The sequence below is a fragment of the Streptomyces sp. cg40 genome (genome assembly GCF_050320165.1).
Taxonomy (GTDB): Bacteria; Actinomycetota; Actinomycetes; order Streptomycetales; family Streptomycetaceae; genus Streptomyces; species Streptomyces hokutonensis.
The window spans coordinates 2,924,558-2,950,362 of the sequence record NZ_CP190128.1 but is presented as its reverse complement, the minus strand read 5'-3'; the positions used below and the strand labels follow the sequence as shown (position 1 = coordinate 2,950,362).

The window sequence follows — 25,805 nt, the reverse complement described above, 5'->3', positions numbered from 1 at the left end:
CGGTCAATCGCAGGTCAACGCGCGTCGACTCTTAGGTGAAGGGTTGTTAAAGTTCGGGTCGCTCATGTGATTGAACTGTGAAGCGATTAGTGGATCCGATCAAGGAATGACGGGGGGCCATGGCCAGGCTTTCGCTGCGGGCTGTCCAGAAACTGACCTGCAAGAAACGAGACGCCTGGTGGACGGTCTTCCTCGTCGACCCCGTCGCCACCCGACTGCTGCTCGTGGTCGCCCGGTTCCGGTTCATCACCCCGAACCGGGTCACCTGGGCCGCCCTGTTCATCGGCCTCGCGGCCGGCGGCTTCTTCCTGAAGGGCGACCGCCAGTCGCTGATCATCGGGGCGCTGCTCTACCACCTGAGCTTCATCCTCGACTGCATCGACGGCAAGCTCGCCCGCCTCAAGGGCACCGGCACCGTCTTCGGCGGCTGGCTCGACTACGTCTTCGACCGCATCCGCGTGCTGTTCTGCGCCCTCGCCCTGATGGGCGGCCAGTTCCTGCCCCAGGACGACGAGCGCTACCTGGTGGCCGCCCTGGTCGTGGTCTTCCTCGACATGCTGCGCTACGTCGACGCGCTCCAGATCTACAAGATGCGCATGTCGATGCGGACCAAGATCGAGAAGGTCACCAGAAGCCGCGCCCAGGCCGAACAGGCGGAGCGCGAGGCCGAGCAGGCCGCGGCGGACAAGCAGGTCGTCTTCATGGAGGACCTGCTGCGGGAGAACCCGCACACCTCCACCGAGGACCTGCGCGCGGAGGCCGGCGCCTCGAACGTGGTCGACCTGCACGAGCAGTTCCGCGGCCAGTTCCCCTGGTACACCCGGATCCGCCGGGCGATGCTGCGCACAAGGGTGCGCCCGCACCTGATCAGCGGCATCGAGTTCCAGATGTTCGTCTTCATCGTGGGCCCGCTGATCGGCGAGATCCTTATGACCACCGCGGTCTCGGCCGGTCTGCTGGTCGCCTTCGAGCTCGTCATCATGTACAAGTTCTGGCTCTCCACCCGTGACTTCACCCGGGTCATGGAGGAGCTGAACCCCGACGCGGACCCGGGCGGCACCATCGCCCCGCAGCTGCACCGGGGCCGCCACCGCCAGCGCCGCGCCGAGCAGGAGGCCCTGCTCGCCGACGAGCGCTACCGGGCGCCCGGACCGGAGGAGGACCCCTTCTTCCAGCCCTACCCCCGCCCCAACACCCCCCACGCGTCCGACGTTTCCGAACCGACCCACGGGCTCGCGCACATCCCCCGGCCGCACGGCGACACCATGCCGATCCGCCAGTACGGGCGGCCGGTGCCGGGAGTCCGGGAGAACCCCTGATGAGAGCAGGCGCGGGACACCACCCGACGCAGCGGACGTACGACGGCGACAACCTCTGGGTCACCGTGGTCATCCCCGCGTACAACGCGGCCACCACGATCGGCAAGGCCCTCCAGTCGGCCCTGAACCAGACCTACGAACCGGTCGAGGTGATCGTCGTCGACGACGCCTCCACCGACGGCACCGTCGAGGTCGTCGCCAACTTCGCGGGCACCGACCCCCGCGTGCGCGTGCTGCGCCGCAGGCAGAACAGCGGCGGCGTCGGCGCTCCGCGCAACTGGGGCATCGCCCAGGCCGCCGGCCGCTGGGTGATGTTCCTCGACGCGGACGACGAACTCCCGCCCCGCGCCTGCGAACGGCTGGTCGCCTCCGCCCTGGAGACCGGCAGCGACATCACCGCAGGCAAGGCACTGCGCGTCAACCGGACCACCGGCGACGCCGAGCCCTGGGCGCCCGAGGTCTACGCGATGGCGCGCACGGTCCCCGGCCTGGAGGAGTTCCCGCTCCTGCTCTCCGACCCGATCGCCGCAGCCAAGCTCTACAGCGTGGAGTTCCTGCGCTCCTCCGGAGTGTGGTTCCCCGAGGGCGTGTTCTACGAGGACACCTACTTCTCCACCGTCGCCGGCTGTCTCGCCCGGGGCATCACCGTCCTCACCGAGCCCGTCTACCGCTGGATGTGGGAGCCCGAGGGCGGCACCTCCATCACCGGCCGCACCGGCGAACTGCGCAGCATCGGCGACCGGATCGCGGTCCACCGGGCCACCGACGCCTTCCTGCTGGAGCGCGGCCTGTGGCAGCTCAAGGTCCGCAAGGACGCCAAGTTCCTCACCCACGACCTGCGTCTGTACATGCGCGCACTGGCCGAGGGCGACGCCGACTTCCAGCAGGGCTTCGCCGACCTCGTCAGCTCCTACCTCTTCTCCCTCGGTGAGGAGGCCTTCGACCTGTGCGGCCCGGTCGACCGGGTGCGCGCCTACTTCCTGATGTACGAGGAGATCGAGGCCGCCCTCACCACGCTGGACTACACCCAGCGCAAGAGCGTGTTCTCCTCCCACCTGATGGAGGAGGACGGCCGGGTCTACTGGTCCGCCGACCATCTGCACCTGCCCGACGCCCGCCGCATGCTCGACGTCACCGAACTCGGCCTGGCCGCCGCCCCGGTGACCCAGCTCCCGCTCTTCGCCCAGCTCGACACCTGGCGGGTGGCGGGCACCGAGCTGACGTACACCGGCGAACTCGTCAACCGCTTCGGCCGGATCACCGCCGCCGACTCCGTCTCCCTCTCCCTGGCCGTCCGCAACCGGCACACCAAGAAGGACGTCCTGGTGCCGGTCTCCGAGGTCTCGGTCGGCGAGCGCCTGGTGACCTTCGAGGGCACCGCCGACCTGGTCCGGCTGCTCGGCGACGACCTCGCCGACAGCACCGTGTGGAACGTCTCGGTCGTCGTCGAATGGAACCGCAGCCGCTCCCGCTCCGCGCTGAACGTCCGCGACATCGCCCTGGAGGGCCTCACCTTCGACCGGGACGGCGAGCAGTACGAGGGCTACCGCACCGTCAGCGGCAACCTCGCCCTGCGCTCCGCCACCGCGGGCCGCCGCACCTTCGAGACCGAGCAGAACGACCCGAACGCCCCCTGGATGTGGTGGCGCGACCGGATCCACCCACCGGTACGGCAGCTCACCGCCCCCTTCGACCTCGCGGTCGTCGTCCCCTGCTACAACGTGGCCAAGTACCTCGACGACTGCCTGGCCTCCCTCGCCGCCCAGCGCGGCTTCGCCACCACCCAGATCATCCTGGTGAACGACGGCTCGACCGACGAGACGCCCCGGATGCTGGAACGCTTCGCCCGCTTCTACGCCAACGTCACCGTCGTCCACCAGCGCAACGGCGGCCTCGGCAACGCCCGCAACACCGGCCTCGACCAGGTCCTCGCCCCCTACGTCACCTTCCTCGACTCCGACGACATCCTCGGCGAGGACGCCCTCGCCGCCCTGGTCGAGGCCGCCCACCGCGACGGCTCCGAGGTCGTCATGGGCGACCTGGTCAACTTCCCCGACCGGCCCTACGGCCCGTGGAAGGAGTACTTCGGCCACGGCGACCGCCTGGTCACGGACTTCGCCGAGATCCCCGACATGATCTTCAGCGGCTCGGCCTGCAACAAGCTCTTCTCCACCGCCCTGCTGCGCCGCCTCGGCCTGCGTTTCGGCGAGGGCGTGCACTTCGAGGACGCCTGGCTCACCCTGCCCGCGATGCTGCGTGCCAACGCGCTCAGCATCGTCGACCGGCCCGTCTACTGGTACCGGGGCCGCCCCGACGGCTCGTCCATCATGGACTCGCTGTGGAGCAAGCCCGCCAACTACCGGGACCATCTGCGCCTGAACCACTTCCTGTTGGACCTCGGCGCCGGCGAACGCCCCGAGATCCGCCGCATGTTCCAGCGCTACGCCACCCGCACCTACAAGGGCTTCCTCTGCAACGCCCGCAATGTGATGGGCCGTTCGCAACTCGCCGAGATGTTCCCGGACCTGCACCGGCACTACGCGCAGATCCCCGACGACGTCCTCACCGAGTTCGTCACCAGCCCCGCCCAGCAGCTCGACCACTACGCGGCCAAGACCGCCAACTTCCCGCTGTTCTGCGACCCGGAGCCCGCACTCGCCGCCGCCCCGCCGGTGGTCGACGTCGACGACGACGGCTTCTACCGCACCTTCCCCGGCGGGACACTGCCGAGCAGCGCGGCCCGCGTGAAGGACCCCAACGTGGTCGTCGAGAGCGTCCGCACCCGCGACGACGTCCTCGTCCTGGAGGGCTGTATGTCCTTCCCGGGCCTGGACCTGAGCGGCCCGATGGGCAACCGCCTGGAACTCGTCCACCAGGTCCGCGACACCAAGATCACCGTGCCGCTCACCCAGGTCTACCGCCGCGACCTCTACAACGCCCGCGGCGAACGCGACCTGTACGCCGGCTGGTACGCGGAGATCCCCGCCGCGAAACTCGCCGAAAGCGGCTTCGGCGTCGGCGACTTCAGGCTGCGCGTGCACCGCGCCGACGGCACCCGCCACCGCAACGTGATCATGAAGGCCCGCCTCGCCCTGCACCGCCTCAAGGGCCCGGGCAAGGTCGGCCGCCACCCGTACATGCTCACGATCGGCGCCCAGGACGCCCTGCACCTACGACTTGTCGGAGCCGGCCGTGCCGCCCGCATCCGGCACACGATGTGGCGGGCGGGCCGCGAACTGCGCATCCTGCGCACCCGCAACCCCGGCTGGCGCATGCGCCTCGCCTACTGGCTGACGTATCCCTTCCTCAACGGCAAGGAGATCTGGCTGATCGGCGAGCGCTCCGACACCGCGCAGGACAACTCGTACCACTTCTTCAAATGGATCCGGGAGAACCGCAGACGCCGCAAGGCGTACTACGTCATCGACCCGTCCTCCGCCGACCACGCCAAGATCGCCCCGTACGGCAACGTCCTGAAGCTGGGCTCCTTCAAGCACCGCACGTATCTGCTGCACGCGACCAAACTGATCGGCTCCTACGACTCCGAGTCCTATCTCGTCCCCGAGGGCTACAAGAAGGCGCTCTTCCTGCACCGCTTCGGCGAACTGGTCAAGTACCAAAGGGTGTTCCTCCAGCACGGCGTGACCTACAACGACGTCACCTCCGGCGCCGACCAGCGCATCGCGAGCTACGACCTGCTGGTCACCGCAGGCCGCCAGGAACGCGACTTCATGGCCCTGGAGGCCGGCTACGGCGACCGCGCCCAGCCCGTCGGCTTCCCGCGCTTCGACGCCCTTGAGCGCGAACCCCGGGACAAGCCGCGCATCCTGCTGATGCCGACCTGGCGCCAGTGGATCGTCACCGCCTCCTACAAGAAGTCGGCCGGCCCCGCGAAGACCGGCTTCACCCAGTCCGAGTACTACCGCTTCTACAAGACCCTGCTCTCCGACCCCCGCCTCGGCCGCGCCCTCGACCACTTCGGCGTCGACCTGGAGTTCTTCCCGCACTACGAGATCCGTCCCTACCTCCACACGTTCCAGTTCTCCTCGCCCGCCGTCGAGGTCGCCGACCCGCGGACCCGCAATGTCCAACAGGCCATGAAGGAGTGCTCGTTGATGGTCACCGACTACTCCTCGGTGTTCTTCGACGTGGCCTACATGGGCATCCCGCTCGTCTATGTCCCCTTCGACGAGGAGGACTTCTACGGACGGCACTACAAGCGCGGCTACTTCAACCTCGCCGAGGACGGCTTCGGCCCGGTCTGCCGGACCGTCGACCAGGCCGTCGACGAGATCATCGCGGCCATCCGCCGGGGCTTCACCGTCGAACCCCAACACCGGTACCGGGTCGAGGAGTTCTTCGTGCACCGCGGCGGCGGCAACTGCCAGCGCGTCTTCGAGGCCATCGACGCCCTGGGCACCGCCTCCGCGGCCCAACTCGCCCCCGCGGGACCGGTGGGCGCCCTCCCGGCCGCTTCCCGCTGGATCGACGCGGCCTGAAGTCCACGGAACGGAAGAGGGCCCCCGCCCGAAAGCGGAGGCCCTCTTCACGTACGTACGACGGGAGTTACGCCGGAACGCTCGCCACACCCGGCGCCAGGAACGGCTTGCCGTTCACCCGCGCCGAGACGCCCTCGCGGTCCAGGTACGGCGTGATGCCGCCCAGGTGGAAGGGCCAGCCGGCGCCCGTGATCAGGCACAGGTCGATGTCCTGCGCCTCGGCGACGACGCCCTCGTCGAGCATGAGCCCGATCTCCTGCGCCACCGCGTCCAGGACCCGGTCCCGCACCTGCTCCTCGGTCAGCACGGAGTCGCCCTGCTGGAGCAACGCGGCGACCTCGGGGTCGAGTTCGGGCTTGAAGCCGTTCTCGGCGGAGTAGACGTAGAAGCCGCGCTTGCCCGCCTTGACGACGGCCGCGAGGTTCGGGGAGACCGTGAAGCGGTCCGGGAAGGCCCGGTTGAGGGTCTCCGAGACATGCAGACCAATGGCCGGACCGACCAACTCCAGGAGCACCAGCGGGGACATGGGCAGACCGAGCGGCTCTACGGCCTTCTCGGCGACCGCGACCGGGGTGCCCTCGTCGATGACGTTCTGGATCTCGCCCATGAAGCGGGTGAGGATGCGGTTGACGACGAACGCCGGGGCGTCCTTCACCAACACCGCTGTCTTCTTCAGCTTCTTGGCCACCGCGAAAGCGGTCGCGAGCGAGGCGTCGTCCGTCTGCTCGCCGCGCACGATCTCCAACAGGGGAAGGATCGCGACGGGGTTGAAGAAGTGGAAGCCGACGACCCGCTCGGGGTTCTTCAGCTTCGACGCCATCTCGGAGACGGACAGCGACGAGGTGTTGGTGGCGAGGATCGCGTGTGCCGGGGCGACCGCCTCGACCTCCGCGAACACCTGCTGCTTGACGCCGATCTCCTCGAAGACGGCCTCGATGATGAAGTCGGCGTCGGAGAAGCCCTCGGCCTTGTCCAGTACACCGGTGACCAGGGCCTTGAGGCGGTTGGCCTTGTCCTGGTTGATACGGGACTTCGACAGCAGCTTGTCGATCTCGGCGTGGACGTAGCCCACACCCTTGTCGACGCGCTCCTGGTCGATGTCCGTGAGGACGACCGGCACTTCGAGGCGGCGCAGGAAGAGCAGGGCGAGCTGCGAGGCCATCAGACCGGCGCCGACCACACCCACCTTGGTGACCGGACGGGCCAGCGACTTGTCGGGCGCGCCCGCCGGACGCTTGCCGCGCTTCTGCACGAGGTTGAACGCGTAGATGCCGGCGCGGAGTTCGCCACCCATGATGAGGTCGGCGAGCGCCAGGTCCTCGGCGTCGTAACCCTGCTGGAGGTCGCCGTTCTTCGAGGCCTCGATGATGTCGAGCGCACGGTAGGCGGCCGGGGCCGCGCCGTGCACCTTGGAGTCCGCGACGAGCCGGCCCTTGGCGACGGCCTGGTCCCAGGCCTCGCCGCGGTCGATCGCCGGACGCTCGACCTTGATGTCGCCCTTGAGGACGTTCGCCGTCCAGATCAGCGACTGCTCAAGGAAGTCCGCGCCCTCGAAGAGCGCGTCCGCGATCCCGAGGTCGAAGACCTGCTGGCCTTTGAGCTGCTTGTTCTGGTTCAGGCTGTTCTCGATGATCACCGAGACGGCCTTCTCGGCGCCGATCAGGTTCGGCAGCAGCGTGCAGCCGCCCCAGCCCGGGACCAGACCGAGGAAGACCTCGGGCAGGGAGAACGCCGCGATGTGCTTCGACACCGTGCGGTACTCGCAGTGCAGACCGACCTCGACGCCACCGCCCATGGCCGCGCCGTTGTAGTACGTGAAGGTCGGTACCGCGATGTCCGCGAGGCGCTTGAAGACCTCGTGGCCGCCCTTGCCGATGGCGAGCGCGTCGTCGTGGTTCTTGAGGAGCTCCACGCCCTTCAGGTCCGCGCCGACGGCGAAGACGAACGGCTTGCCGGTGATGCCGACACCGACGATCTCGCCGGCCGCCGCCTCCTTCTCGACCTGGTCGATGGCGGTGTTCAGGTTCGCCAGCGAGGCCGGGCCGAAGGTGGTCGGCTTGGTGTGGTCGAAGCCGTTGTCCAGCGTGATGAGCGCGAACCGCCCGGCGCCGTACGGCAGTTCGAGGTGGCGGACGTGCGCGGACGTCACGACCTCGTCCGGGAACAGCTCGGCCGCACCCTTCAGAAGCTCGGTGGTGGTGCTCACTTGTCCCCCTCGAAGTGCGGGTTCTCCCAGATGACCGTCGCGCCCATGCCGAAGCCGACGCACATCGTCGTCAGGCCGTAGCGGACGCCCGGCTGCTCCTCGAACTGGCGGGCCAGCTGCGTCATCAGGCGGACGCCCGAGGAAGCGAGCGGGTGACCGAAGGCGATCGCGCCGCCGTACTGGTTGACGCGCTCGTCGTCGTCCGCGATGCCGTAGTGGTCGAGGAAGGCCAACACCTGTACGGCGAAGGCCTCGTTGACCTCGAAGAGGCCGATGTCACCGATGCCGAGGCCCGCCTTGGCGAGCGCCTTCTCGGTGGCGGGGATCGGGCCGTAGCCCATGACCTCCGGCTCGACGCCCGCGAAGGCGTACGACACGAGCCGCATCTTGACCGGCAGGTTGTTCTCGCGCGCGAAGTCCTCGCTGGCGATGATCGACGCGGTGGCACCGTCGTTGAGACCGGCCGCGTTGCCCGCGGTGACCCGGCCGTGCACCCGGAACGGCGTCTTGAGCCCGGCCAGGTTCTCCAGGGTGGTCCCCGGACGCATCGGCTCGTCGGCGGTGACCAGACCCCAACCGGTCTCGCCCACCTGCTCGTTGGTGTTGCGCACCGAGATCGGCACCAGGTCCTGCTGGATCTTGCCGTTGGCGTACGCCTTGGCGGCCTTCTCCTGCGAGCGCACCGCGTACTCGTCGGCGCGCAGCTTGGTGATGTGCGGGTAGCGGTCGTGCAGGTTCTCCGCCGTCATGCCCATGAACAGCGCGGAGTCGTCGACCAGCTTCTCGCTCACGAACCGCGGGTTCGGGTCCACGCCCTCGCCCATGGGGTGGCGGCCCATGTGCTCGACACCACCGGCGATGACGGCGTCGTAGGCACCGAAGGCGATGGAGCCCGCGGTGGTCGTGACGGCGGTCAGCGCGCCCGCGCACATGCGGTCGATCGAGTAACCGGGCACCGACTGCGGCAGCCCGGCGAGAATGCCCGCGGTCCGCCCCAGGGTCAGCCCCTGGTCACCGATCTGCGTGGTCGCGGCGATCGCGACCTCGTCGATCTTCGCGGGGTCCAGACCGGGGTTGCGGCGCAGCAGCTCCCGGATGGCCTTCACGACGAGGTCGTCGGCCCGGGTCTCGTGGTAGATGCCCTTCGGGCCCGCCTTGCCGAACGGGGTACGGACGCCGTCTACGAAGACGACGTCCCTGACGGTACGAGGCACGATTGGCTCTCCTCCAGGGTGCGGGATCTGCACTGCTGCGATGCGCTGAGCGCGCGCTCAGGAACCATGCTACTTGTGAGTAACCAGGCTGCCCAGTCCCGGAGCCCCAAGCGGCGAACGTCACACCCCGGAACCCTCGCGATCACGCCCCGGGCGGTCCGGTCGACCCCCGCGGGGTCAGCACCGGAGCGGGCACGGGGTGCGAACCGGAACCCTCCCCGGTGATCACCCCGAACAGCGTCCGTGCCGCGTCCGCGCCGAATCCGTGCACATCATGGCTCATCGCGGAGAGCGTCGGATACGTGATCCGGCACAACTCGGAGTCGTCCCAGGCCAGCACCGACACATCGGCCGGCACGGCGAGCCCCAGCTCGGCGGCGACCGCGAGCCCCGCCACCGCCATGACGTCGTTGTCGTACACGATGGCCGTCGGCCGCTCCGCCGCCGCCCCCGTCAGCAGCGACCGCGTGGCCCGCGCCCCCGCCTCCCCCGACCGATCGGTGGCCAGCTGCCGGGCCCCGGACAGCCCCAACGCCCGAGCCGCCGCACCGAAGGCGGCGGTCCGGATCGCCGTGAGCGCCGCCACCCCACCGACTCGCGCGATCCGCCGATGCCCGAGTCCGGCCAGATACCGCACCGCCTCGGTCACGGCGCCGGCATCGTCGGTCCACACCGAGGTGAGCCCTCCGGTCAACGACGGATGCCCCACGGCCACCACCGGCAGCCCCAGCCGCCGCACCACCTCGACCCGGGGATCGTCGGCCCGGAAATCCACGAGTATCGACCCGCCGACCTGCCGGGCCCGCCACCACGACTCCTGAAGCCCGACCTCGTCCTCCGCACTCCGCACAAGCCGCAGCAGCAGCGCACAGGAGTGCTCGACCAGCACACTCTCCACCCCGGCCACGAACTCCAGGTAGAACGGCTCCAGCCCGAGCAGCCGCGCCGGCCGACACACAGCCAGCCCTACGACATCCACCCGCGCCCCGGCCAGCGACCGCGCGGTGGGATGGGGCGCCCACCCCAGCTCCCGCGCGGCCCCGAAGATCCGCTCCCGCGTCGCGTCCGACAACCCCGGCTTGCGATTGAAGGCGAGCGACACCGCCCCCTTGGACACACCGGCGCGGGCGGCAACGTCCTTGATGGTGACGCGAGTTGTGCTCATCGAGGGGGAGTCTCGCAGCAGCTTCCGCCGCGTGTGACCCGTTCGCAGACTTCAAGGATCTTGGCGCGATATAGCCGCTTCAGCTTCAGGCTTTCAGGGGCGCGGGGCTGCATCGATGTGCGGCTCCGCCGCGCGGGCGCGACCAGTCACAACCGACCCGCACCCGCCACACAACAACAGCCGCTACGGCGCTTTCGCGGACAAAGCCTCCACCAAAACAGGCGCCACCTGCTCCACCTGCCAGGGCCGAGCCCCATACCCGGCGAGCGCCGCACCCACGGACTCAACATCCACGCTCTTCGGCGGCTCCCAGCAAACCCGCCGAACCGTGTCCGGAGTGATCAGGTTCTCCTGAGGCATGTTGAGCCCCTCGGCAACCGCGGAAACCGCAGCGCGCGCCGCGGACAACCGAGCCGCGGCCTCGGGATCCTTGTCCGCCCAGGCCCGGGGCGGCGGCGGCCCGGTGACCGGCTGCCCGGGCTGCGGCAGCGCGGAGTCGGGAAGGGCCTTGGCCCGATCGACCGCCGCCTGCCACTGCTCCAGCTGCCGCCGCCCCATCCGGTGCCCGAACCCGTTCAACGCGGCCAGCGCCTGCACATCCGCGGGAAGCGACAGCGCGGCCTCCACGATTGCCGCGTCGGACAGCACCTTGCCCGGCGACACGTCCCGCCGCTGCGCGATCCGGTCCCGCGTCTGCCACAGCTCGCGGACGACACCGAGCTGCCGGCGCCGCCGTACCTTGTGCATCCCGGACGTACGGCGCCACGGGTCCTTGCGGGGCTCGGCGGGCGGTGCCGCCGCGATCGCGTCGAACTCCTGGCGGGCCCACTCCAGCTTGCCCTGCCGGTCCAGCTCCTTCTCCAGGGCGTCCCGCAGGTCGACGAGGAGCTCCACGTCCAGGGCCGCGTACCGCAGCCACGGCTCGGGCAGCGGGCGGGTGGACCAGTCGACGGCGGAGTGCCCCTTCTCCAGGACGAAACCGAGGACGTTCTCCACCATCGCGCCCAGGCCGACCCGCGGGAATCCGGCGAGCCGACCCGCCAGCTCGGTGTCGAAGAGCCGCGTCGGCACCATGCCTATCTCCCGCAGGCACGGCAGGTCCTGGGTGGCGGCGTGCAGCACCCACTCGACTCCGGAGACGGCCTCGCCCAGGCCCGACAGGTCGGGGCAGGCGACCGGGTCGATCAGCGCGGTGCCCGCGCCTTCCCGGCGCAGCTGCACCAGGTAGGCGCGCTGTCCGTAGCGGTAGCCGGACGCGCGCTCGGCGTCGACGGCGAGGGGGCCCGTGCCGGCGGCGAAGGCCGCGATCGCCTCGGCGAGGGCGTCCTCGTCGGCGATCACGGGCGGAATGCCCTCCCGGGGTTCGAGCAAGGGGATCGGCGCCGTTTCGACGTCGTCCGGAGGGGCGCCTCCGGTGGTTCGCAGTGAGCTGTCTGCTGCGGTTTCTTGGGCGTCGGTCACGTGTCAAGGGTATCCGGGTATGGACAACGCCCGCCGACGGAACGTTCCGTCGACGGGCGTCTGGGGGTCGTAAACCAGTCAGGTAAGTGAAAGATCCGGTTCACGGCTCGGCAGGGGAGTGGAGGACGTGGTTCCGGGACAGGGTCAGTGGATGATTCCGGTGCGCAGGGCCACCGCGACCATGCCGGCGCGGTCGCCCGTGCCGAGCTTGCGGGCGATGCGGGCGAGGTGGCTCTTGACGGTCAGTGCGGACAGGCCCATGGAGACGCCGATCGCCTTGTTCGACTGGCCCTCCGCGACCAGACGGAGGACCTCGACCTCACGGCCGGACAGTTCGCGGTAGCCGCCCGGGTGGCTCGGGGCACCCGGGGGGCGGCGGTGCATACGGGCGGCGGCGGAGCCGATGGGAGCGGCGCCGGGTCGGGTGGGGAGCCCGACGTTGGTGCGGGTGCCGGTGACGACGTAGCCCTTGACGCCGCCCGCGAGGGCGTTGCGCACGGCACCGATGTCGTCGGCGGCGGACAGGGCCAGGCCGTTGGGCCAGCCTGCGGCTCTGGTCTCAGAGAGCAGGGTGAGTCCGGAGCCGTCGGGAAGGTGGACGTCTGCCACACAGATGTCGCGGGGGTTGCCGATGCGGGGACGAGCCTCCGCGACGGACGAGGCCTCGATGACGTCGCGCACACCGAGCGCCCACAGGTGGCGGGTGACGGTGGAGCGGACGCGCGGGTCGGCCACGACCACCATGGCGGTCGGCTTGTTCGGGCGGTAGGCGACCAGGCTTGCGGGCTGCTCGAGGAGAACGGACACCAGGCCTCCTGGGGTGTGGGACGACTTTCAAGGTCACAGTCGTCTTCGGCAGCAAACCCGCGGTCCTTTAGAGAAAGATCACGATTTAGTGAGTAGCAATCAGTGCAATTCGGACACGCTGTCGATCGTTCGGTGCACGAAACGGTTCGTTCGAGGGGTCACTCGTGATTGAAAGTGGCCGTATCGACAAAGACACCGCAAGCGACGGGTAAGACCTCGGTGTGCCTGCGGTAAGGCTCAGCGTGACTGCGGACCCCGGCGCTGCGGCAGCGTGACGATGGACGCGTCGCCCGGACCCGCCGGCGGCAGGCCCGCGACCTGGGCCAGCAGATCGCACCAGGAGGCAAGATGCGCCGCCGTGTCCGGGACACCGCCGAGTCCCTCACGGGGCGTCCACGAGGCGCGGATCTCGATCTGGGAGGCCGACGGGCGCTCGGAGAGGCCGCCGAAGTAGTGGGAGCTGGCCCGGGTGACCGTGCCGCTCGGCTCGCCATAGGTCAGTCCGCGGGTCTGGAGCGCGCCGGTCAGCCATGACCAGCACACGTCGGGCAGCAGCGGGTCCGCCGCCATCTCCGGCTCCAGCTCCGCGCGCACCAGCGTCACCAGCCGGAACGTGCCGTGCCAGGCGTCATGCCCGGCCGGGTCGTGCAGCAGCACCAGCCGGCCGTCGGCCAGGTCCTGGTCGCCGTCTACGACCGCGGCCTCCAGCGCGTACGCGAAGGGGGCCAGGCGCTGTGGCGCCGGCGTCGGATCGATCTCGATCTGCGGTCGCAGCCGACTGTTCCGCAGGGCCTGGACCGCGGCCTGGAAAGCCGGCGGTGCCGTACCGCCCCCATCCCGGTCCCCCTCCTTGGAGTCGTCCATTCCGTCAGCGCCGTCCGACAGTCGTCCCTGAGCCGCAGCCATGCGGGAAGATTAAGGGGAACGGAGGCATCGTGCGGGACTAGACACCCGCTCTTGCCTTCAGCACCCCGTGTAATCGCCTCCTGCCGCCGTGCGAGACTTGCCCCGTGAGTGCCAACCAGAGCCCCACGGGCCAGCAGCCGACCGCCACTTACGACTCCGCCTTCATGAAGGCGTGCAGGCGCGAGCCCGTACCGCACACACCCGTGTGGTTCATGCGGCAGGCCGGGCGCTCGCTGCCGGAGTACCACAAGGTGCGCGAGGGCATCCCCATGCTGGAGTCCTGCACCCGGCCCGAGCTGGTCGCCGAGATCACCCTCCAGCCGGTGCGCCGGCACGGCGTGGACGCGGCGGTCTACTTCAGCGACATCGTCGTCCCGCTCAAGGCCATCGGCATCGACCTCGACATCAAGCCCGGCGTCGGCCCGGTCGTCGAGAAGCCGATCCGCACCCGCGCCGACCTGGCCCGGCTGCGCGACCTCACCCCCGAGGACGTCTCCTACGTCACGGAGGCCATCGGCCTGCTGACCGCCGAGCTCGGCCCCACCCCGCTCATCGGCTTCGCCGGCGCGCCGTTCACCCTCGCGAGCTACCTCGTCGAGGGCGGCCCGTCCCGCACGTACGAGAACGCCAAGGCGATCATGTACGGCGACCCCGAGCTGTGGGCCGACCTCCTCGACCGCCTCGCCGACATCACGGCCGCCTTCCTCAAGGTCCAGATCGAGGCGGGCGCCAGCGCCGTCCAGCTCTTCGACTCCTGGGCCGGCGCCCTCGCTCCCGCCGACTACCGCCGCTCGGTCCTCCCCGCCTCCTCGAAGGTCCTCAAGGCGGTCGAGGGCTACGGCGTCCCCCGCATCCACTTCGGCGTCGGCACCGGCGAGCTGCTCCAGCTCATGGGCGAGGCCGGCGCGGACGTCGTCGGCGTCGACTACCGCGTCGCGCTGGACGAGGCCGCCCGCCGGGTCGGCCCCGGCAAGGCGCTCCAGGGCAACCTCGACCCGGCCGTCCTGTTCGCCTCCACGGCGGCCGTCGAGGCGAAGACCCGCGAGGTCCTGCACGACGCGAAGGACCTTGAGGGCCACATCTTCAACCTCGGGCACGGCGTGATGCCGTCCACCGACCCGGACGCGCTCACCCGGCTCACCGAGTTCGTCCACACCGAGACGGCCCGCTGACCCCGCTCACCACGTGTGCCGGGGCCGCGCCCGCCTGCCGAACAGCAGACCGCGCGGTTCCGGCGGCGGGGGAGTGCCCGCCTTGAGCGGCCAGGCCAGCAGCATGCCCGCGAGAAACCCGACGACGTGTGCCGCGTACGCCACGGTGCCGGCCTCCGAGACGCCCTCGCCGGCCGAGTAGAACGCCTGGAGCACGAACCAGAAGCCCAGCACCAGCCAGGCCGGCAGGCGCAGCGGCAGGAAGAACAGGAACGGCACCAGGACCCACACCCTGGCCTTCGCGTACAGCACCAGATAGGCGCCCAGGACACCGGCGATCGCCCCGGAGGCACCGATCAGCGGGTCGCCCGAGTCGGCGTTGAGCAGCGCGAAGCCGTAGCCCGCCGCGTAACCGCACACCACGTAGAACAGCGTGAAGCGGATGTGGCCCATGCGGTCCTCGACGTTGTTGCCGAAGATCATCAGGAACAGCATGTTGCCCAGCAGGTGGATCCAGCTGCCGTGCAGGAACATCGCGGTGAACACACTCAGGGACGCCGACTTGTCGTAGCCCGGTGGCGCGACCGCGCAGCCGGCGCCGCCCGGGCCGTTCTGCACGGCACCGGTCGGGACCAGCTGCGGCATCTGATGGTGGATCAACTCCCGTGGCACAGCGGCGTAGTGGTCCAGGAACGCCTGGAGATGGCACAACTGCGAGAGGTCGCTGCCACCCGCCACGGAACCCGCCATTCCGGGCGTGGCCAGGAAGACGAGCACGTTCGTGGCGATGAGCGCGTACGTCACCCAGGGGGTGCGGCGCACCGGGTTCACGTCATGGACGGGGATCACCACAAGGGATTAGTGCCCCCGATCCGCGCGGCGAACCGGTGAACACCGCCGTCCGCCTGTGCGTATGACTCCTCAACCGCCCGCGGTGCGGGGAAGGCGTGTCGCGGGGACGACGTGAGGAACAGGCGATGACCGACCGGATTTCCCCTCAGATGACCGCCACGCCCGACGGCGAGGCCGAGATCTCCCTGGTGGTGCGCCTCCCCTGGGAGGACGTCGCCAGGCTCGGCCAGGAAGCGGGACGCCTGGCCGCGCAGATGCAGCGGCCGGTGACCCTGGACGAGGCGGTGAGCAACCGGCTGCGGACCAACGCGCTCGGCGCCCACGCGAAGCCCGCGGCGGCTGCGCAGCCCGCCGCGATGATGCCGCCGAGCGCGTCGGTGTCCTCGCTGCCGGCCAGGCCCCCGGCCGAGCAGGCTCGGCAGGCCATAGACCGCATCAACGGGACGGCGTAAACGCTTTACCGCGGGCCCGCCTGGACCTTGGCGGTCGCCTTTCGGGCCGCCACCAGGACCGGGTCCCACACGGGGGAGAACGGCGGCGCGTAACCCAGGTCCAGGGCCGTCATCTGTTCCACCGTCATACGGGCCGTGAGGGCGACCGCCGCGATGTCGACACGCTTCGCGGCGCCCTCCCGGCCGACGATCTGCACGCCCAGGAGACGGCCGGTACGGCGTTCGGCGAGCATCTTCACCGTCATGAGGGAGGCCTCCGGGTAATAACCCGCGCGGCTGGTCGACTCGATGGTGACCGCCTCGAACCGCAGCCCCGCGCGGTGGGCGTCCTTCTCCCGCAGCCCGGTGCGCGCGATCTCCAGATCGCACACCTTGCTCACGGCCGTACCGACCACCCCCGGGAAGGTCGCGTAACCGCCGCCCACGTTCGTCCCGATGACCTGCCCGTGCTTGTTGGCGTGCGTCCCCAGGGCGATGTGCCGCTCCTGCCCGGAGACCAGGTCGAGCACCTCGACGCAGTCGCCCCCGGCCCAGATGTTCTCGTGCCCGCGCACCCGCATCGCCATGTCGGTCAGCAGCCCGTGGTGCTGCCCCAGGGGCAGCCCGGCCGCCTCGGCGAGGGTCGTCTCGGGCCGAACACCGATCCCCAGCACCACCACGTCCGCCGGATACTCCGCGTCCTCCGTGACCACGGCCCGCACCCGCCCGTCGTCCCCGGTACGCAGCTCGGTGACATGGGCGTCGTTGACCATGGTGATGCCCAGGCCCTCCATCGCCTTGTGCACCAGACGCCCCATGTCCGGGTCGAGCGTCGCCATCGGCTCCTTGCCCCTGTTGACGACGGTGACGTCATACCCGCGGTTGACGAACGCCTCCGCCATCTCGACCCCGATGTACCCGGCCCCGACCACCACCGCGCGACGCCCACGCGTGCGTGCCAGCGAGTCCAGCAGCGCCTGCCCGTCGTCGAGCGTCTGCACCCCGTGCACTCCGGGGGCGTCGACCCCGGGCATGTCCGGCCGGATCGGCCGCGCCCCGGTCCCGATCACGAGCTTGTCGTACGACGTCCAGGACTCGGTCCCGGAATCGACGTCACGCGCGCGTACCCGCCCGCCCGCGACGTCCAGCTCCACGACCTCGGTGCGCATCCGCAGGTCGATGTCCCGCGCCCGGTGTTCCTCGGGGGTACGGGCGATCAACTCCTCCCGAGCGGAGACGTCACCGCCCACCCAGTACGGGATCCCGCACGCCGAGTACGAGGTGAAGTGGCCCCGCTCGAAGGCCACGATCTCCAGCTCGTCCGGCCCCTTCAGGCGGCGTGCCTGCGACGCCGCGGACATGCCCGCGGCGTCGCCTCCGATGACGACCAGTCGTTCCCGGGTACCCCTCGCACGGCTCATGTCCATGCGAACACGCTACGGGGACCGATGATTTCAGTCCTGTCCGCCCTGCTCCTCCTCGCGCACCGGCGGGGCGGCCGGCAGCGGTCCCACCGCGGTGGCCACGGGCACGGACGCGGCCCGGCGCGGCCGTACGAGACGCAGCCACACGACGACCAGCAGGGCCGCCACCGCCGCGAACGGCAGCACCGCGCCGAGCGCCAGGGCGAGCCAGCGCAGCATCGTCACGAAGACGTGCCAGCCGCCCGCGACCGCGTCCACGAAGCCGGGGGAGTCGTCCTTGGCGGCGGCCTTCGCCACCGGGGTCTGCGACAGGGACAGGGTGATGGTGGCCAGGCTGGTGCGGTCCTTCAGGGAGGACTGCTGGGCGAGCAGCGCCTCGAGGTCGGACTCGCGGGTGCTCAGCTCGCCCTCCAGCTCGACCACGTCGCTCAACTTGGTGGCCCGGTCCATCAGTTCACGCACGCGTGCCACGCTGGCCCGCTGCGAGGCGATACGGCTCTCCACGTCCACGACCTGGTCGGTGACGTCCTGCGCCTTCGCGGTCCGGTCGAGCAGCTTGCCCGCGCCCTCCAGATCGGCGAGGACCTCGTCGTACTTGTCCGTGGGCACCCGCAGGACCACCCGGGTGCGCTCATGCCCCTGCCCGTCACGGGTGGTCGTCTCGTTGCCGACGAACCCGCCCGCGTTCTCCGTCGTGGTCCGGGCCTCGTCGAGGGCCTTCGGTACGTCCTTGACCCGCACGGACAGCGAGGCCGTACGGATGATGCTGCTCGCGGTGAGCTTCGGCACGGACTTGGTGCTCCGGGCGTTGCCGCTGCCCGAGGCACCCTCCTGCCGGGCGGTGCCGGGAACCGCGGCCTTGGCGCCCGCGTCGCTCGCGCTGGACTTGTCCGAGCTGCTGCTGCACCCGGTCAGCGCGAGGGCCGAGGCCAGCAGGAGCCCGGCCAGGGCCTGGACGGGCCGGGCGGAGTGTCGTGTGCGCATGGGTGGGTACCCCCGAGGTTCGTCGTGACGACTGACGCACCTTCGACGCCCGGACCCGGCGAGACGTTGGCCTGAAACGGTCCCGATGCGGTCACGGTCGGGACTCGTGCCGGACACCGGCCCGGAGTCGGACTGTCAGTGGGGTCTGAGAGGCTGGGGGCATGCGCGAAGTGGAGACTCGTACGGGCACAGGGCATGTCGTCGTCATCGGCGCCGGGATCGGCGGGCTGGCCGCCGCACACCGGCTGCTGGACGCAGGCGTGCGCGTCACGGTCGTCGAGGCCTCGGACCGGGTCGGCGGCAAGCTGCTGCCCGGCGAGATCGCGGGCGCCCGCGTGGACCTCGGCGCCGAGTCGATGCTGGCCCGCCGCCCCGAGGCCGTCGCGCTCGCCCGCGAGGTCGGCCTCACGGATCGCCTCCAGGCGCCAGCCACAGCCACCGCCTCGCTCTGGACCCGGGGTGCGCTGCGCCCGATGCCCAAGGGCCACGTCATGGGCGTCCCCGGCACCGCCTCCGCCCTCTCCGGCGTCCTCTCGGACGAGGGCCTGCACCGCATCGAGCGCGACGTCGACCTGCCCCGCACGGAGGTCGGCGAGGACGTGGCGGTCGGTGAGTACGTGGCGGCCCGCCTCGGCCGCGAGGTCGTCGACCGCCTCGTCGAACCCCTCCTGGGCGGGGTCTACGCGGGCGACGCGTACCGCATCTCGATGCGCTCCGCCGTCCCCCAGCTCTTCCAGGCCGCGAAGACCCACGACTCCCTCACCGAGGCCGTCCGGGGTATCCAGGAGCGAGCCGCCGCCGCACAGCAGACCGGCCCGGTCTTCATGGGCATCGAGGGCGGAGTGGGCCGACTCCCGCTCGCCGTCGCGGAGTCGGTCCGCGCGCGGGGCGCCGAGATCCTCACCGGGACGCCGGTCACCGAGCTGCGCCGGAGCGGAGCGGCCGGCTGGCGGGTCGTCGCCGGAGACCGCGTCCTCGACGCCGACGGCGTGATCGTCGCCGTACCCGCACCGGTCGCCGCACAGCTGCTGCGGGCCGAAGTACCCGGCGCAGCAGCCGAGTTGACCGCCGTCGAGTACGCCTCGATGGCCCTGGTCACCCTCGCCTACCGCCGAGCGGACGTCGAACTCCCGGAAGGCAGCGGCTTCTTGGTGCCGCCGGTCGACGGCCGCACGATCAAAGCATCGACCTTCGCCTCCCAGAAGTGGGGCTGGATCGCCGACGAGAACCCGGACGTACTGGTCCTGCGCACCTCGGTGGGCCGCTACGGCGAGACGGCGATCCTGGAGCGCGATGACACCGGCCTGGTCGACGTCTCACGCCACGACCTGCGCGAGGCCACCGGCCTCGACGCCACGCCTCTGGAGACCCGCGTCACCCGCTGGACCGACGGCCTGCCCCAGTACCCGGTCGGCCACTACGCGCGCGTGGCCCGGATCCGCGAACACGTGGCGAAGCTGCCCGGCCTGGCGGTCTGCGGCGCGGCATACGACGGCGTGGGCATCCCGGCCACCATCGCGAGCGCGTACGCGGCCGTGGAGCGGCTGACCGGCGACCCGGTGCCGAGCGCGTCCGGCGGAGCGGGAGAATAGCCCCATGAGCGACGACGCCCCCACCACCGAGTCCGGCCGTATCCCGAACAAGGGCAAGCTGGCCAAGGACCTCAACGAGGTCATCCGCTACACCCTGTGGTCCGTCTTCAAGCTGAAGGACGTACTGCCCGAGGACCGCGCCGGATACGCCGACGAGGTCCAGGAGCTGTTCGACCAGCTCGCCGCGAAGGACGTCACGGTCCGCGGCACGTACGACGTGTCGGGCCTGCGTGCCGACGCCGACCTCATGATCTGGTGGCACGCCGAGACCGCCGACCAGCTCCAGGAGGCGTACAACCTCTTCCGCCGAACCAAGCTCGGCCGCGCCCTGGAGCCGGTCTGGTCGAACATGGCGCTGCACCGCCCCGCCGAGTTCAACCGCTCGCACATCCCGGCCTTCCTGGCCGACGAGACCCCGCGCAACTACGTCAGCGTGTACCCGTTCGTGCGCTCCTACGACTGGTACCTGCTCCCGGACGAGGACCGCCGCCGCATGCTCGCCGACCACGGCAAGATGGCCCGCGGCTACCCGGACGTCCGCGCCAACACGGTCGCCTCCTTCTCGCTGGGCGACTACGAATGGCTCCTGGCCTTCGAGGCCGACGAGCTCTACCGAATCGTCGACCTCATGCGCCACCTGCGCGCGTCGGAGGCCCGCATGCACGTCCGCGAGGAGGTCCCGTTCTACACGGGCCGCCGCAAGGACATCGGTGAGCTGGTAGCAAGCCTGGCCTAGTGGCTTTTCAGGGGCGCGGGGCTGTGTCGATATGCGGCTCCGCCGCGTGTGCGCGACCAGCCCCCACCGGCCCGCGGACTAATCACGGCCTGGTCGCGCAGCCTTCGGCGCAGCATGCGGAGCACAGGCCGCATGCCGCTCAGGCAGCTGTCCCTCCAACAAATAAGCGTCCAGATACCCGTTGACGCATTTGTTGGCCCCACCCGCGATCCCATGCGTCCCCGCGTCCCGCTCGGTCACCAGCACCGAGTCGGACAACCGCCGTTGCAGTTCGAGAGCGCCGTCATACGGAGTGGCCGCATCCCGCTCGGCCGCCATGATCAGCACCGGCGGCAACTCACCGGGCCCGGTCCGCACATCGAGAGGCTGCTGACGCGGCGCGGGCCAGTACGCGCACGGCAGATTCATCCACACGTTGTCCCACGTCTCGAACGGAGCCACGCGCGCGAGCCGCGTGTTGTCCCGGTCCCAGACGCTCCACTCGGTCGGCCAGGCCGCGTCGTTGCACTCGACGGCCGTGTACACCGCGTTGCCGTTCTCCGCCTCGACGGCCGCCTGGGGCGTCGGCCCCGCCTGCTGCACCAGCAGCTTGGAGTTGCCCTTCAGGTAGGCCGACAGCGCCGCCGCGGTGTGCGGCCAGTAGTCGTCGTAGTACCCGGCCGACAGGATCGCGCCCTGCAACTGCGCGGGCCCCACCTTGCCGCCCGCCGGCTTCTCGGCGAGCCGTGCGGAGGCCTTCTCGTAGCTGCGCAGCACCTTCGCGGCCGTGTCGCCGAGCCCGTACACGTCGTCGTGCCGGGCGATCCACTCGCGGTAGTCCGCCCAGCGGCCCTCGAACGCGGCCGACTGGTCGAGGTTGTTGCGGTACCAGACCTGCTCGGGGTCCGGGTTCACCGCCGAGTCGAACACCATCCGCCGCACGTGCGAGGGGAACAGCGTCGCGTACAGCGCCCCGAAGTAGGTCCCGTAGGACGCGCCCATGAACGTCAGTCTGTCCTCGCCGAGGGCGGCGCGCAGGACGTCCAGGTCGCGGGCGTTGTTGAGGGAGTTGTAGAACCGCAGCTTGCCGCCGGAGCGCTTGGCGCAGCCGCGCGCGTAGGCCTTGGCCTCCGCGATGCGCTCCTTCTTGTACGACTCCGAGGGGTAAGTGGGCGACTGCGAGGGCGCCTTGAAGAAGTGCTTGGGGTCCTCGCAGGACAGCGGTGCCGACTTGTCGACACCGCGCGGGGCGTAGCCGACGAGGTCGTAGGCCGACGCGATGCGCTTCCACTCGGGGAGCATGCCGATGAGCGGGAAGTAGAGGCCGGAGGCGCCGGGGCCGCCCGGGTTGTAGACCAGGGAGCCCTGGCGGGGGACCCTGCGCTTGCTGTTGTGCGGGTCCTTGTGGGTGGCGACGGCCCGGCTGACGGTCAGTCTGATCTGCTTGCCGCCCGGGTGCGCATAGTCGAGCGGGACGGAGACCGTGCCGCACTCCATGGTGCCGGGCATGTCCTGCGCGTCGGGGCACTTCCCGAAGTCGATGCCCTTCGCGCGGGCGTGCGCGGCGGCGAGCGCGGTGCCGGCCGACTCGACGGCGCCCGGGGCACCGCTGGCCGGGGCGGCGGCGAGGCTGGTCAGGAGCAAGGACCCGGCGGCCGAGTACAGGGCGGCGGCTCGCATGGTGGCGTATCCCTTCGGAGCACGGCTGCAACAAAAGGGATGTTTCGTTCGCTGGTTGGCGAAGGCAAGCACCGTCGGGCGGTGTCGGCCCCAATGACCCCTGTGCGCCCCCTCGGCGCGCTCTCACGCCGAGGCCGGCGCCGCTACGCGTAGGTCAGCGCCGCCACGCGTCGAAGTGCTCGCGGTACTGCTCGCGGTGTGCGAAGGCCGCCCGCAGATCCGGTTCGCCGACCGCGCGGATGCCGCGTACGGCGACGGAGGTGAGATACGTACGGTCGTCGGCGCCGCCGCCCGCGTGCCGGGCCAGCGTGCCGAGCAGCTGCTGACCGGCCGGGGAGGCCCAGTGCGAGTACGGGTGCACCTCGACCCGGGCGATGGCGAGGCAGCTCAGCGTGAGGGCGAGCGGCAGCGCGAACCAGAGCGCGACGAGCCCGCGCGGCATCTCGGCCCCCGGCGTCAGCAGCGCGGTCGCGCCCAGCACCAGCACGACGAGCGCGGCGGCCCGCACCTGCCGTACCCCGGAGGCGACCGTCGTACGGGTCCCGTCCGGTACGGCCAGACCCGCGTCGACGAGCCGGTCCGCGACGTCGCGCACCGCGTCCGTGGCCGCCGCGGTGGCCCGCACCGGAGCGATCCGGGACTGCCCCTCGGGCCCGATGGCGCCTATCACCGACCGCTCGATGGGGTCCCGGCCGCGCGGGTCCACGACGGTCGCCCAGCCGGTGTGGGCGAGCAGCAGCCGGTGCTGGCGCGCCATGGAGACCAGCGTCAGATCCGCGACCCGCGCGGGACCGCCGGAGAGGAACGCCGCTTCGTAGAGCGTCAGATCGTGTCCCTTGCCCGCGTCGTCCCCGTCGACGCCCGCCGCTCTGACGGCGGCCAGGCACAGCCGCGTGCACGCCGTGCCGGCGACGGCCCAGGCCATGAGCAGGAGAAGGACCCAGAACATGCCAAGTTTCTATGCCAAAGGCCCAGCAGGACGCCATGCCTTGTTCACAATCCGGACGGAGCGTTGTCTGCCTGTGACGTTCCGCTTGTCCGAAAACAGCCCACGGCCGAAACGGTTCTACGGCTACGGCTGTGTCGACGGCGGCGGGCTGGAAGCGGGTGGCGGCAGCGAGTACGTCGGGGAGACCGACGGGGTCAGCGGGACGACCTGGCCGGGGTCGGCGTAGGGCGCGGACGCGGCCGGGGAGGTGCTGGGTGCGGGCGTGCTGCTCGCGGCCATGTCCCGGGCCAGCGCGGCGAAGTCGACGTACCCGGTGGCCTCCAGGACCTTGATGTGGTCCAGGACGGTCGTGTTGGCGTCGTCGGCGAGGGCGCGGACCAGGGAGTTCTGGGTGGTGGCCCGGACCTGGGCGACCACCGTGAACACCTTGCCGTGCGCGAGGCGCAGGATGTTGGCGAACTTGCGGTCGAAGTCCACGCCCGATGCCGCGTTGAGGGTGGCGAGCCACTGCTGTTGCTGCGCGTTGGGCTGGTTGGGCAGCGGCAGCCCGAGCCGCGCGGCGACATCGCGCACCCGCTCGTCGAGGAACGTGTGGCCCTCGATCAGATGCTGCCCCGCCGTCCGTACGGCCGCGGTGGTGCCCTTCTCCTCGGCCTGCTGCCCGGCCGGCAGCTCCCACAGCCCGGCCAGCCGTACCCGCGTGACGAAGTCCTTGTCCAGCGCGGACAACGGCCCGTACTGCGTCGCCACGGTCTGGTCACTGAGCACGTTGGCAGCGGTCGTCCCGGACCGGTCGGCGTAGGACCAGACCGGGAAGATCAGCGCTGCCAGGGTCGCGGTCAGGCCCATGATGATGACGCCGGTACCACTGAATATGCCTCGGCCCTTGACGGGGGGTCGCGGTCGCATGGGGTGCCTCCTGTGACGGCACCGCACGTAAGTGCGCTTCTCGTGCGGAACCGCAATATTACTTTGGAGTCACTGTCACCTTCCAAGGCCCCTCCCGGCCCAACCGCGACCCGTCAACGGCGCAGCAGCACCCGCCGGGTGGCCCGGGCGAGCCGGACCGCGGGCCGCGCCGAACGCGGGGCCGGTCCCGAACGCTCCAGCCACCAGGCCCGCAACTCCCGCCTGACCTCGGCGTTCTCGGGTCCGCCCGAGAGCAGCAGCTGCCCGGCGAAGTCCAGCGCGTCGCGCCGGTAGCCGCCGGTCATCGGGTGCGTGTGCGTGTACGCGAGGAAGGCCGGCCGGTACGCCGCCCCGAGGATCTCCGGCAGTTCGGGAGCCACCTTCGCCACGACGTCGGCCCGCTTCGCCCCGAGCGCCCGCGCCTGCACGCCGAGCCGCACCCGGTCGAACCCTTCGGGCACCGGAGTACCGGCGACCAGCGCGGAGAGCAGGGCGGCCTGGGCGAGCGCGAGACGCTGGCGGGCGGGGGCGGGGGCCGTCGGTGCGGAGGTCTGCGGTGCGGAGGCCCGCGGTGCCGGGGCCTGCGGTACGGCTGCCGGAGTCGCGGCAGGCGCCTGCTGTTCCTCGTCGGCCGCCCGCTGCCGCCCCCTGTCCAGCGCCCCGCGAATCGACGTCAACTCCCGCTCCAGTTCGGCCGCTTCGGGGAAGTTGTCGTCGCGCTCCAGCAGCACTCCCGGAGGGGAGACGCGGGACGCCAGGTCGGTGAGGATGTCGAGGACCGGGGCGGGGACGGGGTGGGCGTGGCTGTCGTGCCAGACGCCGTCGCGTTCGACGCCGCCCGCGACATGGACGTAGGCGATGGCCTCGACGGGGAGTTCGGCGAGGGCCTTGGCCGGGTCCTCGCCGCGGTTGACGTGGTTGGTGTGCAGGTTGGCGACGTCGATGAGGAGGCGTACGCCGGTGCGGTCGGCCAGCTCGTACAGGAACTGGCCCTCGGTCATCTCTTCGCCCGGCCAGGCGAGCAGCGCGGCGATGTTCTCCACCGCGAGGGGTACGGGCAGCGCGTCCTGGGCGATGCGGACGTTCTCGCAGAGCACGTCGAGGGCGTCGCGGGTGCGTGGTACGGGGAGCAGGTGGCCGGCTTCGAGGAGCGGGGAGGCGGTCAGCGGGCCGCCCGCGCGGACGAACGCGATGTGCTCGGTGACCAGCGGTGAGCCGAGGGCCTCGGCCCGCTCGGCGAGGGCCGTCAGCCTGTCCGGGTCGGGCCGGTCGGCGCCGCCGAGGCCGAGGGAGACGCCGTGCGGGATCACGGTCACGCCGCGCTCGCGCAGCCGTAGCAGCGAGTCGGGGAGATGGCCGGGGCAGAGGTTCTCGGCCACGGCCTCGACCCAGTCGATGCCCGGCAGGTGCTCCACGGCGTCCGCCATCTCCGGCCGCCATCCGATGCCCGTCCCCAGTCGTTCCATCGCCCGTCCCCGTTCTCGATGTCCTCGTTGTCCTCGTTGAAACGCATCCACTCCACAAGACCGCTGTTCGGTGTG

19 protein-coding genes are annotated in these 25,805 nt (G+C 70.8%); 6 read left to right on the top strand and 13 right to left on the bottom strand.

What is annotated here, in order from left to right; all coding sequences use genetic code 11:
• Positions 1-119: 119 nt before the first annotated feature.
• Positions 120-1,319, top strand: coding sequence for a CDP-alcohol phosphatidyltransferase family protein (locus ACQHII_RS12935; RefSeq protein WP_427919457.1), 1,200 nt, complete (start codon positions 120-122; stop codon positions 1,317-1,319).
• Positions 1,319-5,818 (top strand): bifunctional glycosyltransferase/CDP-glycerol:glycerophosphate glycerophosphotransferase, encoded by a 4,500-nt coding sequence (locus tag ACQHII_RS12930; protein ID WP_427919456.1) that lies wholly within the window; start codon positions 1,319-1,321, stop codon positions 5,816-5,818. Before ACQHII_RS12935 ends, ACQHII_RS12930 begins: the two co-directional genes overlap by 1 nt.
• Before the next feature lie 67 nt (positions 5,819-5,885).
• On the opposite strand, the gene ACQHII_RS12925 is transcribed toward ACQHII_RS12930, so the two are convergent.
• The 6 genes from ACQHII_RS12925 to ACQHII_RS12900 all read right to left on the bottom strand — a co-directional run bounded on the left by ACQHII_RS12925 (position 5,886) and on the right by ACQHII_RS12900 (position 13,535).
• Positions 5,886-8,024: a 3-hydroxyacyl-CoA dehydrogenase NAD-binding domain-containing protein gene (locus ACQHII_RS12925; protein WP_427919455.1), complete on the bottom strand. Its 2,139-nt coding sequence runs from the start codon at positions 8,022-8,024 to the stop codon at positions 5,886-5,888.
• Positions 8,021-9,238 (bottom strand): thiolase family protein, encoded by a 1,218-nt coding sequence (locus ACQHII_RS12920; RefSeq protein ID WP_427919454.1) that lies wholly within the window; start codon positions 9,236-9,238, stop codon positions 8,021-8,023. Before ACQHII_RS12920 ends, ACQHII_RS12925 begins: the two co-directional genes overlap by 4 nt.
• Positions 9,239-9,380: 142 nt before the next feature.
• A complete protein-coding gene (locus ACQHII_RS12915) occupies positions 9,381-10,403 on the bottom strand; it encodes a LacI family DNA-binding transcriptional regulator (protein ID WP_427919453.1) in 1,023 nt (340 codons plus the stop codon).
• Positions 10,404-10,586: 183 nt separating this feature from the next.
• Positions 10,587-11,864, bottom strand: a complete 1,278-nt coding sequence (locus tag ACQHII_RS12910) for an HRDC domain-containing protein (protein WP_427919452.1) — start codon at positions 11,862-11,864, stop codon at positions 10,587-10,589.
• Between the two features lie 144 nt (positions 11,865-12,008).
• Complete coding sequence (locus tag ACQHII_RS12905) at positions 12,009-12,671, bottom strand: response regulator transcription factor (RefSeq protein WP_019073943.1); 663 nt, start codon at positions 12,669-12,671, stop codon at positions 12,009-12,011.
• A 237-nt stretch (positions 12,672-12,908) separates the two neighbouring features.
• Positions 12,909-13,535, bottom strand: a complete 627-nt coding sequence (locus tag ACQHII_RS12900) for a DUF3000 domain-containing protein (RefSeq protein ID WP_317886530.1) — start codon at positions 13,533-13,535, stop codon at positions 12,909-12,911.
• 146 nt (positions 13,536-13,681) lie between these two features.
• On the opposite strand from ACQHII_RS12900, the gene hemE reads away from it, so the two are divergent.
• Complete coding sequence (gene hemE, locus ACQHII_RS12895) at positions 13,682-14,749, top strand: uroporphyrinogen decarboxylase (protein WP_427919451.1); 1,068 nt, start codon at positions 13,682-13,684, stop codon at positions 14,747-14,749.
• 6 nt (positions 14,750-14,755) lie between these two features.
• Here the strand turns inward: hemE and ACQHII_RS12890 are convergent, their stop codons facing one another.
• Positions 14,756-15,580 carry a rhomboid family intramembrane serine protease gene (locus ACQHII_RS12890; RefSeq protein ID WP_427919450.1) on the bottom strand — a complete coding sequence of 275 codons (825 nt, stop codon included), beginning with the start codon at positions 15,578-15,580 and terminating at the stop codon, positions 14,756-14,758.
• A 125-nt stretch (positions 15,581-15,705) separates the two neighbouring features.
• Between ACQHII_RS12890 and ACQHII_RS12885 the strand changes: the two genes are divergently transcribed.
• Positions 15,706-16,032 (top strand): hypothetical protein, encoded by a 327-nt coding sequence (locus ACQHII_RS12885; RefSeq protein WP_427919449.1) that lies wholly within the window; start codon positions 15,706-15,708, stop codon positions 16,030-16,032.
• Positions 16,033-16,037: 5 nt separating this feature from the next.
• On the opposite strand, the gene ACQHII_RS12880 is transcribed toward ACQHII_RS12885, so the two are convergent.
• Both ACQHII_RS12880 and ACQHII_RS12875 read right to left on the bottom strand, forming a co-directional pair.
• The gene (locus ACQHII_RS12880) at positions 16,038-17,438 is read right to left on the bottom strand and encodes an FAD-dependent oxidoreductase (protein ID WP_427919448.1); all 1,401 of its coding nucleotides are present in this window, start codon (positions 17,436-17,438) and stop codon (positions 16,038-16,040) included.
• 27 nt (positions 17,439-17,465) lie between these two features.
• Positions 17,466-18,419 carry a DUF4349 domain-containing protein gene (locus ACQHII_RS12875; protein ID WP_427919447.1) on the bottom strand — a complete coding sequence of 318 codons (954 nt, stop codon included), beginning with the start codon at positions 18,417-18,419 and terminating at the stop codon, positions 17,466-17,468.
• A gap of 161 nt (positions 18,420-18,580) precedes the next feature.
• On the opposite strand from ACQHII_RS12875, the gene hemG reads away from it, so the two are divergent.
• Together hemG and hemQ are read left to right on the top strand one after the other, a co-directional pair.
• The gene (gene hemG, locus ACQHII_RS12870) at positions 18,581-20,011 is read left to right on the top strand and encodes a protoporphyrinogen oxidase (RefSeq protein WP_427919446.1); all 1,431 of its coding nucleotides are present in this window, start codon (positions 18,581-18,583) and stop codon (positions 20,009-20,011) included.
• Positions 20,012-20,015: 4 nt separating this feature from the next.
• Positions 20,016-20,747, top strand: coding sequence for a hydrogen peroxide-dependent heme synthase (gene hemQ / locus ACQHII_RS12865; protein WP_427919445.1), 732 nt, complete (start codon positions 20,016-20,018; stop codon positions 20,745-20,747).
• Positions 20,748-20,825: 78 nt separating this feature from the next.
• Here hemQ and ACQHII_RS12860 read toward each other — a convergent pair whose 3' ends face one another.
• The 4 genes from ACQHII_RS12860 to ACQHII_RS12845 all read right to left on the bottom strand — a co-directional run bounded on the left by ACQHII_RS12860 (position 20,826) and on the right by ACQHII_RS12845 (position 25,730).
• Complete coding sequence (locus ACQHII_RS12860) at positions 20,826-22,406, bottom strand: alpha/beta hydrolase (protein WP_427919444.1); 1,581 nt, start codon at positions 22,404-22,406, stop codon at positions 20,826-20,828.
• 154 nt (positions 22,407-22,560) lie between these two features.
• Positions 22,561-23,355 (bottom strand): TIGR04222 domain-containing membrane protein, encoded by a 795-nt coding sequence (locus ACQHII_RS12855; RefSeq protein WP_427919443.1) that lies wholly within the window; start codon positions 23,353-23,355, stop codon positions 22,561-22,563.
• 123 nt (positions 23,356-23,478) lie between these two features.
• Positions 23,479-24,264 (bottom strand): DUF4142 domain-containing protein, encoded by a 786-nt coding sequence (locus ACQHII_RS12850; protein ID WP_427919442.1) that lies wholly within the window; start codon positions 24,262-24,264, stop codon positions 23,479-23,481.
• Between the two features lie 113 nt (positions 24,265-24,377).
• On the bottom strand, positions 24,378-25,730 hold the full coding sequence (locus ACQHII_RS12845; protein WP_427919441.1) for a DUF692 domain-containing protein: 1,353 nt from the start codon (positions 25,728-25,730) through the stop codon (positions 24,378-24,380).
• Between the last annotated feature and the right edge of the window lie 75 nt (positions 25,731-25,805).